Raw genomic sequence first — 11865 nt, forward strand, 5'->3', positions numbered from 1 at the left:
GTTTTAATTTAAGTAATCCGAGTTCTTATTTTTAGACGGGATAAACTAAATATTTCATCGTCATCTTTTGCCCTAGTTACGCACCTTGTCGCGAAGCTTCAAAAACACCTGATAGCTGCGTTCAGCACAGGAAGAGATCGACACCGGATCGAATCCAACCAGATCGGCGTACAGCGTGTCGTTTAGTGGAGATATCCAGGAATCGGGCAACTGTGCCGCACCAAGGCGCGCACCCATAATCGAGCCAACCGTAGCTCCATTACAATCGGTGTCCAGCCCGCCATAAACAGACGTGACAACTGCCTTCTCAAAATCATTGCCAGCATACACCAGTGATGCGGCTACCAGTGCAGCATTGTTATTGGTATGCACCGCATCATAATGACTAAACGCATCCCAGATCCGGCTTACCAGTTCTCGCTCACTGCGAGCCGAGAGTCCGATCTCCATACCTTGAAGCACATCTGCGGCCAGTCGGCTTGTGTGTGGAATCTCGCTGAGTCCGATTTCCACAATGCGCTCGCTATTATTTTCTACAAACGCCGTAGCGATCATCGCTGCATTCAACATCTCACCATAAATACCATTCTTGACATGAGAAAAGGAGGCATCTCGCCAGCCAAGTTCGGCTGCCAGTTCAGGTCGTCCGGCTACACCATATGCCAATCCGTCCGCGCGGATTGCAGCTCCGATCCACTCGCGGTATGGGTTGAGATGCATACGTACTCGTTCCTTGCGCTTCGCCCAATCCGCAGGTTTATCCGATTTCAGATGCGAGGTCTCCTGGGCAAAGTTCATGTAAGCTTGTGTCTCCGCCGTACATACCTGACTGTACGTGAGACGGTGATGCCACAGTTTTCCGATATCCCACGAATCCCAGTCCAGCCCTTTTTCCTCCAGCAACAGCAAGCCTAGTATCGTGTAACGAATATCATCATCGCTCTCCATAAATTGAATTTTCTCCCGGACACTCCAAGGGCCCAGCTCGGTCAAACTCAAGCCATACTCCTGCTCTGCACGGGAATGTTCAGGAGTATACCCTCGAATGGGCCAGGCGTCAGCTCCCTTAAACCAAAGCTCGATATTTTCCCAGCCTGGGCGTCCATCCTTACCGTAGAGATAATCCGGGTGCTCCAGTGGCTTCCCTAGTGCACATCCAACACTCCGCCCAAGCCAAGCCCCGTAGAATTTATCCCGCCATACTTGCTCACTCCAGTCAGCTTGAAGGTCACGTGGCCCCTCTGGGCGCAAGGCACGAATATCTTCGAGATCCGAAGGTTCTGCAAAAGGAAAATCAGCGGATACCTGGAGTTCCGTCAGTTCTTGGTAGAGTTGCAGCAGCGTGCTCTCATCATCAGCGGCCTCGTCCCACTTTTGCATAAATCCCTGAGTGTCACAGCCTTCCTCACCACGTTGAAGCAGTTCAAGTCGCACCGTCTCTCGCAGGTCAGTCCAGCCTGCCATATTACGAATCCCCTTGTGGAGATTGCTGCACACGAGCGTCCAGGATAGCAAGTGCATCATAGATAAGACGAATGAAAGCATCACGGTTAACATCCAGCAGCACATTCACGTTAGGCTCACGTTCTGTCTTCGTGCGCAAGTCTCCCACCGTCATCCCGCGTGTGTACGTTCCCTGTGTTTCAATCGTCACATCCAGCATTTTGCTTTGGAACAACTCAGGCTGCAGCAACCATGCAATAGCACACGGATCATGCAGGGCATTGCCATGGTAACCCATCTTTTTACCGTAAATCGAGTAGAAGTCCAGCAGCTCCCCAACCATAACTGATACAGGGCCGCGTGTTTTCAGAGCTGCAATCTCTTCGTCAAAAATAGCCGCTTTATCCGTCACATCCAGTCCACTCATCGTAATTGGAATCCCCGATTCAAATACAATTTGGGCTGCTTCCGGATCAACGTAGATGTTAAATTCTGCTGTACGTGTCACGTTTCCATAAGCAATGCCTCCACCCATCATAGAAATGCCGGCAATCCGTGATTTCAGTTCAGGATATGCACGAATCAGAGTAGCAATATTGGTCAACGGGCCAATGGGTACAAGGGTGATCGGCTCCTCCGAAGACAGCAACAGATGACGTATAAATTCTACAGCACCTACCTCGATGGCACGAAAACGACTTGGCGGAAGTTCAGGGCCATCCATTCCCGATTCGCCGTGAGCTTCCTCTCCGGTCACCAAGGTACCCAGCAACGGCCCTTTCGCACCTTTCGCTACCGGGACGTCAGCCCCGACAAAACTGAGAATTTTGAGCGCATTATTCGTGATTTTCTCTAAGGTCTGGTTACCGCCCACCGTGGTGATGCCCTTAATCTCCAGCTGCTCAGGGTGAGCCAGCGCCAGCAAAATGGCAATTGCGTCGTCGTGTCCTGGGTCACAGTCAATAATAATAGGTTTTGTCATCGTTATCTCCTCAGTTCGTTTTTTGTGCGAGCTTGCGTCTCTTTTTGCGTGTCTCAGCAATCGCATACACAATTAATCCGATCACGGTAGCCACATAAGGCAAGGTGCCGATTAGCTCGGCTGGTATCTTGAGCACTTGAAGTGCATTGGCCAGCGCCTCCGCTCCACCGAAGAGCAGTGAAGTCAAGGCTGTGCCTACCGTTGTACTGCGTCCCATGGACTCTGCTGCAATGGCAATCCAGCCCCGGCCAGCAATCATATCTCTGGTGAACAGAGACAGATATCCCATCGACATGTAGGCCCCGCCCAGACTGGCGAAGAATCCACTCAACAGCAATGCCATGTATTGAATTTTCACGACACTGACACCGACCGATTGTGCCGCATGCGGATTCTCACCAACGGAACGAATTTGCAGACCTAATGGGGTACGTTTTAATAAATAATAGACGGCTATCACGGCTAGAATGGAAGCATACGTCAAAATATGATGACCTGACAGAATCGGGCCGAGCACCGGGACTTGTTGAAGCAGTGGAATGTCTATACTAGGCAACACTTTGCTCGGCAAGGAAGTAGATGAACCTTTGTCTCCACTAAGCAAATACAGTAGAAACACCGTTCCTCCTGATGCAAACATATTGATGGCAACACCACCGAGAATAATATGCGTCTTGAACTTAAGCGTAAAAAAAGCAAGCATTCCGGCAATCGCCGTACCCGAGAGGACAGCACCGAGCAATCCAATCCAGGCGCTAGCCGTATAGGAACTGACCACAACCCCAGCCAGCGCAGATACTAGCATAATGCCCTCCATACCAATATTGATAATTCCTGCCCGATTGGAGATCAGGGCACCTAAAGCCGCGAACAAGATCGGTGTTGTAACCCGTAGGACAGAGAAGGCAAAATCCGTCGTTAAAATGACGTTCAGCAGGCTATTCATGCAGCTTGGCCTCCTTCAACAACATGCGATTCTTCCAGAATTTCAAGAACTGCTCCGCAGAGATTAGCAAAATAATGACTGCTTGAATAATGGAGATCATCTCGGAAGGCACATCCGACAAACGAGCCATCAGATCCGCACCGATACGAATATAGGCCAGGAAGAGTGCAGCACCAATGACGGAAAGGGGATTGTTCTTTGCAAGCATCGCCACAAGTGCGCCATCCAGTCCATATCCCGGCAATGCCGTCCACTGGAAGCGATTATACATGCCCAGCACTTCGACCGATCCACCCATACCGGCGATAAAACCTGCGATTAAATGCACCAGAATGATGACTTTCGCTGTCTTCATGCCGGAGTACCCGGCAAATTCGCGGTTGGCTCCCGTCATGCGCAGTTCATATCCCCACTTCGTGCGATACATGAAATAATGAGCAAGAACAATCAAGACAAGCACAATGATAAGTCCGGTATGCAACCGTGTGCCTGGCAATATTTTATCCAGCTGTGCCGTCTCGGCAAATTTATAAGATACATTCGAGAATGCCTTGGCATCCCGCAGGTGATAGTTCAACAGATACAAGCCGATTCCAAAAAAGATGCTATTGAACATCAGTGATGTGACCAATTCATTGGCATTCCATTTGGCCTTGAGATAACCGGGAATTGCCGAGAGTAGTGCACCTACAATCGAACCTGCACCAATCGCCACAATCGGGTGCATTATGCCGTTCATACTTAGATGAATAGCCAGAATGGCTGCAACAATGCCTGAAATATAAAAGATACCTTCAGCGCCCAGATTGAACATGTTCGTTTTGAACAGGAGTGATACCGACAGTCCTGTAAACATGAGCGGGATTGCCATTTCGACAACATTGCCCATGCGGCTTAAGGTGGACAGCGGCTCAAACAGGAAGATACGAATGGTCTCTACAGGCTGGCTACTCACCAAAGAGATAATAATGAATGCAATAGCTAAAGAAATAAGAATGACTGCTGCCGTGCGGTATACTTCAAAATATTTTAATCGGATCATGGGGATGCCTCCTCCTCGTACTGCTCCTGCTGCTCACGAATCCCAAGCATGTAGAGACCCAGCTCCTCTTCGCTGACACTTGACGGAGAGTCCAAGCGGGCGGCAATCTTGCCGTCATATAACACAAGCAGTGTGTCGCTCATTTCCAGAATTTCATTCAGATCAGCCGACACAAGCACAATCGCAGAGCCCGCATCACGAAGCTCCAGTAACTTCTGATGGATAAACTGCGCCGCTCCAATGTCCACCCCCCGCGTAGGCTGCTCTGCAATGAGCAGATCCGGGTCGGTGGAGCATTCACGGGCAACGACCACCTTCTGCATATTGCCCCCTGATAACATACCGATTGGTTGCGATGGGCCGGAGCAACGAACCTTGAATTCCTCCACCAGAGAACTTGCCAGCTTTTGAATGGAGGACATGCTGAGAAGTGGCCCTCTATTAAGCGATTTCGAACGATAGCGGGTAGAGATCAGATTATCTGCAATACTCGCCTCACCAGCCGACCCCTGACGCATCCGGTCTTCCGGAATGTAGGAGACACCCAGTCCACGAATCTCTCGGATGTCGAGTGAACGGATATCCCTTCCCTTCATCTCGACCTTACCGCCTGCATAGCGGTTCCCCAAACTTCCGGTTAGTGCTTCAACGAGCTGACTTTGCCCATTGCCTTCCACGCCCGCGATCCCGACAATTTCTCCTGCACGAACATGAAAGCTGATATCTGACAACAGTGCCTTGCCTTCCGGATCAACTGCCCCTAAATTCTGTACAGACAGTACAGGTTCGCCATAATTCTTCTGCGTCTTGTCATACTTGAGCACAACATCCCGTCCAACCATCAGCCGTGATATTTCCTGTTCTGTAACATCTGCAATGTTAAACACACCCTCTGTACGTCCACCGCGCAAAATGGTGATTCTGTCGCAGATCGCTTTCACTTCTTTCAGCTTGTGCGAGATAAACACAATCGTATGTCCTTTTTCTTTCAGCAGCTTCAACTCTCGGAACAACTCTTCTGTCTCCTGCGGAGTTAATACGGCTGTAGGCTCATCCAGAATGAGTATTTCTGCACCACGTAGCAGAGCTTTCAAAATCTCTACCTTTTGCTTCATCCCTACGCTCAAATCCTCAACCTTGGCCCTTGGATTCACGGATAAGTTATACTTGCGAGCCGTTTCCTCCGTCATGCGAACAGCTTCTGCATAATGAATGCCAACACCGCGTCTCGGCTCCATGCCAAGCACCATATTCTCTGCGACGGTGAAGGAAGGAACGAGCATGAAATGTTGATGCACCATACCGATTCCAAGCGCAATAGCATCCTGCGGGTTGCCTAGCTTGATCTGTTTTCCTTTTAACAAAATCTCGCCTTCGCTCGGTTCTTCCATGCCAAACATCATCTTCATCAATGTCGACTTGCCCGCCCCGTTCTCTCCGGCAATGGCATGAATTTCTCCCTCCTCCAAGGAGAACTGAACATTCTTGTTAGCGACCACCCCATTGGGGTAAACCTTTGAAATATTTCGCATTTCCAACAGTGCGCCGGACATGTCGGGTTGCTCCTCTCTACTAGCAATGTGCACAAAAAATGTACAGCCGAAAATGCATCAATGATCATGACTACATCTCCAGCTGTACAACATACACTCGGTTATTTCACTCCGATGATCCTATCAAGTATAAACGAATGTTTATGCTTATCTTAAGGCTTCACGCTATTACGGATCGCTTCGATCTCCGATGTCTCCATACCCATCGCATTGGATACGTTAATCTCTTTATTTTCAAGCTTCTTCTTGATCTCTTCTACTTTCGCTTGCAGATCAACAGGGAATACACTTGTATAGATATCGTTCTCCGCAATGCCAACACCGTTCTCTACAAAGCCCATCACCTGGCGTTTTCCGGTCTCCAGCTTGCCCTCTTTCGCCTGGGTCACGGCTTCCAAAATCGAAGTGTCGATCTTTTTGATCGCAGAAGTAATGATCAGATTCGCTTTGGCAGGGTCTGTCTCTTTGAGCAACGCAGCCTGGTCCGAGTCCACGCCGATCGCATATTTGGTTTTTTCCTTGGCTGCATCAAAAATCCCCAGCCCCGTTCCACCTGCAACGTTGAAAATCACGTCAACTCCCGAGTTATATTGAATAAGCGAGAGCTCTTTTCCTTTGGCTGGATTGACGAAATCACCAGCATAAGATACAGCGACCTTAATATTCGGGTCTACGTATTTAGCTCCCTCGATGTAACCCACGAGAAAAGCATTGATTCCCGGAATATCCATACCACCCAGAAAGCCGATTAGGTTCTCCTTGTTCGCGTTTGGCATGTCCGACTTGGTCGTGAGCGCCGCAACCGCTCCCGCCAGGAAGGATACTTCATTAGTAGAATAGGACATATTATAAACATTGGCCGGGGCATCCTCGATGTCTGTATCATAGTTGATAAACGTTTTGTCAGAATGCTGCTCCGCAGCCGCGTTAAACATTTCTGTAATCTCAGAGCCACCAGAAATGACGATGTCCCAGTCCTCAGCAGAAATATCGTTAAACGTTGGCTCCCACTTCGTTTTGTCTGTACCCATTTCAATAACCTTGGTCTTAGCACCCAGTTCGGACTTTACTAACTCCAGACCATGGTTAGCAGCGTCGAAGAAGGATTTATCACCCAGTGTGCCTGGAATTAGCAATACCACTTTCAATTGATCGTTCTGCTCGCCGCCATTGTCCGTTCCCGCTGAACCCGTTTCACCTGTTGCACCCTTCGTACCTCCACATGCGGACAGAAGCAACAACAACGCTACCATACAAATTACCAACGCATTCTTCTTCATCTTCTTTACTCACACCCCTGTTTGTTGTTAAAATCATGGATAATCTGTCGTGCTTACAGCCCAGCTTTATAAATCAGGTGATTCACAGCCTAGATCTGAATTGTAATGCGTTTTCTTTACTGCTATAACCGAACGTATAAACTATTAATTCCGTTTAACATTCGTTTATTAGTATGATCATAACAAAATCAAGCCATTATATTTATATGATTTCGGTCGCTTTTTTGTACGATTCGGCTAATTGTCGAAATTAGGGGGAAAATATTAATGGATCAAGTTCTATATGTTGTCAGAGCCGAACATGCCCGGTTCACACATATCATCCCTCATCACCATGAATGTTATGAGTTGGTCTATTATTTTAAAGGAAACGGGACATCCATGATCGGAGAGCATAATTATCATTTTCAAGCTGGAACTTATGCGCTTATTTCACCTCATCAACAGCATGACGAGGACCATCGCGGGGACGCCGAGGTACTTTTTGTAGGATTTCAGACAAATATGTCTGAAATTGCCGAGCTGCAAGGCATGCATCAGGATGACCGGGAACATAGCCTCCATCATTACATGCTGCAGTTGAACACGGAATATACGCGGCGGGGTGAAGGCGCTCAGGACTACTTGAACGACCGTCTGCACCACATGCTACTGCACTTGCTTCATCGTGGAGGTAACAGCATGTATCCTCTGTTCTCCGGAGACCGTCTCCAGCATGTGCTTGCTTATATGAATGAACATTTCACACAACGTCTCTCTATCGAGATGTTAGCTGACATGTCGGGATATAGCTATGATCGCTTCCGGCATTTGTTCAAAGAGAAATACGGAGCCTCTCCTTCTCGATATATGTTGATCAAACGGTTAGACTATGCGAAGCATTTGCTTGCCAGCACACAGATGTCCATCTCGGATGTCTCAGCCGAAGCCGGATTCGTGAACGATGCTCAGTTCTGCAACATGTTCAAAAGAGAAACCGGTACAACCCCGCGTTCCTATCGCAAAAACTTGCAGATCAAGAACATCTAGCACCCTTGATTCTTGCTCTGTGAGAGAGTGAGGGTGCCAGATGCTTTTTTTCGTTGGATGTTGAATAGTACTTCCTCAAATCCTTAATTTCTGTGCACTGTGTGCAAGCCTATTCGGGTTGGCATCAAGCATGATGCTACGCCCAACTTAACATACCAAAAAACGCCCTATCTACTGGTTTGTTTGATAACCGTAAGCAACGCGTGAGAGCGTTCTTATTTTTATCGATAGACCTTGTAAAAACCGGCACGTTATAATACTCCCCAAATCCCCTCTCGTCAAGAAATAATGTGCGAATGAGCGATATAACGAGAGATCCCCCCTCTATACTTTCTATACAGTAATGAATTTCCGCGTATGCAGAGCAATATCGCTTTTTCCAACTCATCCGGTATCACGTAAAATATTGTTCAGATCGATGAGGAATTAAGAAAGGAGCTCTACATGAACAGCGTGGATAAAATCCAATTTTTTCTCTTTTATGGTAAAGTGCCTGAGGCAACTTGTTACGGGTATATGGAGATAAATCAGGATGGCAATATGATCGCTCTCTACAACAGTTACGGCGAGGAGATCGACCTGTTTGGCGGGCATGAAATGGTCAAGGTGCGGACACTTGGCAAATTCGACGATGAAGACCGCGATAATTTTTACTCTCTGTTAGAAAGCGATGGCGTAGGATAACCTGCACAATATTTGCTTTACTACTAACTGTCTAGGGTTCTCCTATTTTTATTCGGGACTTGAACCCTAGAGATCGTAGTCATTCCGGCCGAAGAACAAACCACCCTTAGAGCGGGAGGTTTGTTCTTCGGCTGAAAGCCCTAGTTACTAGCCGGCCTTTCCAATAAATTCGATTACGCGCTTGGTCGCGAAGCTTCACAACACCTGATAGCTAGTTTCAGCACAGGAAGACATTGGCACCGAATTGAACCCAGCTAGATCGGTAGATAGCTTGTCGTTTAGTGGAGCGGAGCTGTCCAGAACTCAGGCAACGCCGTAGGCACCCTATCCTCCGTAATCTCCAGACGTTCTGCACGCCTGACTTTAGCTTTCTGAATTACCTCGGTAATCCTAGGATTACTTAGTAGCCGGTGACCTTCAACCCCTTAAGCCTTTAATGCCCGCGTGGCATTGAGGTCAATCAGTATTCATCTACAAAGCGTTGTTACATGGCCGTCAATGCCATTAGGATCAGCTCCTTTGTATATTTTGAGTAAAAAAAAGCACCCCGAAGGATGCTTTTTTTACTCTTTAATTTAGTTGGTGATTTCGATGTAAACTAACGCAATATCTCTTACACCTTCTTGCCAAATGCCTACTGAACCAATAGCTTCACCTGGTGCCGCATATGGATTTTTTAAAGCTCTTACAAAACCTGTACTCGATACACTGAAGTAAGGCCCGTCACTACCATATTGAAACGTCTGGTATTTGTAGTTACGGCCAGAAGGCAGTTGATATGTCTCGCCTACTTTAAGAGTAACTTGATATTCCAGAAAATTAGACAATGCATCTACAATACTGCCAGGTTTTTCAACTTACAAATATTTGAAGCGATTATTGGCAAGTACAGTTAGTTTATTTAATAATTAGATTTTCATTTTGGACAAACTCAATTAAACCTTGGGTTGTCTCTTTCCGCTCAAATATCTTTCTGTCTTCTGAAATATCATCTATTCCATGAGAGACAAGGTATTCTTTAATATAAGATAATGCTTTTTCGATTGTTTTTAAAGATTTTGTATCATCAATCATATTTTTTTCAATTATATTTGATAATTTCTCTGATTGTTTATCAATGCTCCTTATAGTATTCTTATCGGTATCTAGAATATATTTAAGCAACATAATCAAATGCCACCGAGCTCTTCTATACTTTTTACCCTCTTCGTTATTTCTTATAAATGCTTCAACTCTGTACCAACATAATCCACTAACATAGTAACTGTTTAAAAATTTTATATTTTGAAATAGTTGGCCTCTAGTACTTTGTTCAACCTTACCATACTGACCAGACACCTCATGAGGTAAATCTAAGAATAAAGCTGATGTTGCTTTAATCTGGAAAGGAATATTAATTATTTTAGTTTTTTGAATATCTTCATTCCTATACTGCTCAGTCCTTCTCTCATAATATAAATCAAATCTGTTTTGAGTCCTTTTTGCAGAGTAATACTCTTCTATTGATTTTTGTTCTTTAGTTAATGCAATAAGCTGTTCTGGTTTTAATGCTGTCTGACTATTTGTTGCTTTAATAATTGCATTTTTTGTTTCTTCATCCGTTGTGCCAATTAACTTAATTGGTATATATATGCTATTAGATGAAATTTCTGACACACATTCATAAATAACGTTACTGGTTTGGCATCCATTTACTATTTGATAATTTGTTAGGGTTACTTCTGTTGTTACAATACTTACCTCATCAGCGATAATTGTAATACCATTGTTTAGAAGACCGAACAAATGTGCCTTTTCACTGGTTATTTGTTCTCTCATATCAGCATTAACTTCAAACTTTTCACTAGATCCTAAATAATCTCGAATATTATCCTCGAAAATGCCTTTTCTTAGTTTCTTTTGTCCATTTATATCATCTGAGAGTACAACTAAAAGATCATTTAAATTTATTAAACCAAAGTATCCAGATGTTATTCGTCCGGTCGGATCTTTAGGATAAGGAACCGGCTGTTTATCAAGATTAAAATTTATTTCTAAATTATTTGAATTCTTCTTATACAAATCCATTATCTCTCTTAATCCTAAAAATTCAATATCTATACTTTTTTCATCAAACATTACTTTATTTCTCAGTTTTTCAATACCAATATCTATTTCGGCTCTCATATGTACATCATCGTTTTGGATTTTCTCTGGAGATAAAGTCACAAAAAATAAAGAGAGTTTCGGGTGTTTTTTAAATTTCCCACTCATGCTGTAGAGAAATTTTGTGTTTTCCCACGCCGCCTTTAGTTCCTCAATTTCACAATTTTCTAAATTAAAAAATCTATTTACTCCTTGTAAGAAATCAGATATCTCCTGCCTATCAAACTTCTGAGACACTTTAGACTGTGTGAAGATAAATTCTACTTCTATTTTCTTTGTGCTTTTACTTGCATAATTGATATCTTCTATGCTAGTGACCATTTTATCGTTAACAAAAATAGCCACTCCATCAATGCCAAATGCAGTTCCTGTTTCCATATCCTCATAATCTGCATTTATATCATTACCATATATTTTTAAAATGACATCATTTGTAAATTTTTCAAATAAATTATGTTCATCTTTAGACAGATCACTAGATATTTCGTTTGATTTCGCAAAGGCCTTTAAATATCCAGATATAATTGGATTACTTACCTTTTTCATTTCTCTCATTTGTTGATCCCCTTATATTTATTTTTATAGATTATATTATACTCTCGAGGAAAAACCTAGGAATATGTGCAAAGTCAGAAAATCTTTGACTCTCTCCTTTCATAACGTAGGTTCACCATATATCAAATAGTTAAATTTTATCTCATGGTAGTGGATAAAAAAGGTAATCGCATGAATTTGTCGAATTATTGATCTGTAATCATAAT

The 11865-nt window shown here is 44.6% G+C and carries 10 protein-coding genes; 2 read left to right on the forward strand and 8 right to left on the reverse strand.

The window, feature by feature from the left end; genetic code table 11:
* Positions 1 to 72: 72 nt before the first annotated feature.
* The 6 genes from Q9R46_RS19600 to Q9R46_RS19625 form a co-directional block, all read right to left on the reverse strand.
* Positions 73 to 1464 (reverse strand): ADP-ribosylglycohydrolase family protein, encoded by a 1392-nt coding sequence (locus tag Q9R46_RS19600; RefSeq protein WP_311281428.1) that lies wholly within the window; start codon positions 1462 to 1464, stop codon positions 73 to 75.
* 1 nt (position 1465) lies between these two features.
* Positions 1466 to 2425: a nucleoside hydrolase gene (locus Q9R46_RS19605; RefSeq protein ID WP_311281429.1), complete on the reverse strand. Its 960-nt coding sequence runs from the start codon at positions 2423 to 2425 to the stop codon at positions 1466 to 1468.
* A 10-nt stretch (positions 2426 to 2435) separates the two neighbouring features.
* Entirely contained in the window at positions 2436 to 3371 is a 936-nt protein-coding gene (locus Q9R46_RS19610; RefSeq protein ID WP_145335079.1) for an ABC transporter permease, read from the reverse strand.
* Complete coding sequence (locus Q9R46_RS19615; RefSeq protein WP_311281430.1) at positions 3364 to 4413, reverse strand: ABC transporter permease; 1050 nt, start codon at positions 4411 to 4413, stop codon at positions 3364 to 3366. The genes Q9R46_RS19610 and Q9R46_RS19615 overlap by 8 nt, the downstream gene beginning before the upstream one ends.
* Positions 4410 to 5966 (reverse strand): ABC transporter ATP-binding protein, encoded by a 1557-nt coding sequence (locus Q9R46_RS19620; RefSeq protein ID WP_311281431.1) that lies wholly within the window; start codon positions 5964 to 5966, stop codon positions 4410 to 4412. Before Q9R46_RS19620 ends, Q9R46_RS19615 begins: the two co-directional genes overlap by 4 nt.
* 152 nt (positions 5967 to 6118) lie before the next feature.
* On the reverse strand, positions 6119 to 7246 hold the full coding sequence (locus Q9R46_RS19625; RefSeq protein ID WP_311281432.1) for a BMP family ABC transporter substrate-binding protein: 1128 nt from the start codon (positions 7244 to 7246) through the stop codon (positions 6119 to 6121).
* Between the two features lie 267 nt (positions 7247 to 7513).
* On the opposite strand from Q9R46_RS19625, the gene Q9R46_RS19630 reads away from it, so the two are divergent.
* On the forward strand, positions 7514 to 8275 hold the full coding sequence (locus Q9R46_RS19630; protein WP_311281433.1) for an AraC family transcriptional regulator: 762 nt from the start codon (positions 7514 to 7516) through the stop codon (positions 8273 to 8275).
* 444 nt (positions 8276 to 8719) lie between these two features.
* Complete coding sequence (locus Q9R46_RS19635; RefSeq protein ID WP_311281434.1) at positions 8720 to 8959, forward strand: hypothetical protein; 240 nt, start codon at positions 8720 to 8722, stop codon at positions 8957 to 8959.
* 575 nt (positions 8960 to 9534) lie between these two features.
* Here Q9R46_RS19635 and Q9R46_RS19640 read toward each other — a convergent pair.
* Together Q9R46_RS19640 and Q9R46_RS19645 are read right to left on the reverse strand one after the other, a co-directional pair.
* Positions 9535 to 9786 carry a hypothetical protein gene (locus tag Q9R46_RS19640; protein WP_311281435.1) on the reverse strand — a complete coding sequence of 84 codons (252 nt, stop codon included), beginning with the start codon at positions 9784 to 9786 and terminating at the stop codon, positions 9535 to 9537.
* A gap of 70 nt (positions 9787 to 9856) precedes the next feature.
* A complete protein-coding gene (locus tag Q9R46_RS19645; RefSeq protein ID WP_311281436.1) occupies positions 9857 to 11659 on the reverse strand; it encodes an AIPR family protein in 1803 nt (600 codons plus the stop codon).
* Positions 11660 to 11865: the final 206 nt, after the last annotated feature.

It is taken from the genome of Paenibacillus sp. RRE4 (genome assembly GCF_031844205.1).
In the GTDB taxonomy this organism is placed as follows: domain Bacteria; phylum Bacillota; class Bacilli; order Paenibacillales; family Paenibacillaceae; genus Paenibacillus; species Paenibacillus xylanexedens_B.